The sequence below is a fragment of the Rhodoplanes sp. SY1 genome (genome assembly GCF_046000175.1).
GTDB lineage: Bacteria > Pseudomonadota > Alphaproteobacteria > Rhizobiales > Xanthobacteraceae > Rhodoplanes.
Genome location: NZ_JBEOMB010000324.1, coordinates 1 through 497 on the forward strand (window position 1 = coordinate 1; position 497 = coordinate 497).

Consider the following 497-nt stretch of genomic DNA (forward strand, 5'->3'; position numbering starts at 1 on the left):
CGCTTCGACGCCAACAGCTATCTCTACCTCACCCGCGCCATGGACTATTTCGACCTCGCCGGCGACCATGGCGGGGTGCTGGCGAACGCCTTCCGGGGAACGCGCACGCGCTTCTGCGTGATCTCGTTCACCTCGGACTGGCTGTTCCCGACCTCGGAATCGCGCGCCGTCGTGCACGCGCTGAACGCCGGCGGGGCGCGCGTCTCCTTCGCCGAGATCGAAAGCGACAAGGGCCACGACGCCTTCCTGCTCGACGAGCCGGAGCTGTTCGCCATCGTGCGCGGCTTCCTCGACGCCGCCGGGCGGGCCCGCGGCATCGTGACGTGAGGAGACGTTCGGCGTGAGGATCGAGACGAGGATGTTGCCGTGATGCTGTCCCGCGCGCCGCGCGATCTCACCATGGCCGAGACGGTCCGCGGCCCCGGCGGGGCGCGCGTCGACCTGCTGCTCGTCTCCGAGATGGTCGAGCCCGGCTCGCGCGTCCTCGACGTCGGCTG

At 70.2% G+C, this 497-nt stretch carries 1 pseudogene; it reads left to right on the forward strand.

Annotated features, from left to right (window positions below):
• Nucleotides 1-327 (forward strand): annotated as a pseudogene (metX, locus tag ABTU92_RS29410) (homoserine O-acetyltransferase); the annotation flags it as partial.
• Between the last annotated feature and the right edge of the window lie 170 nt (nucleotides 328-497).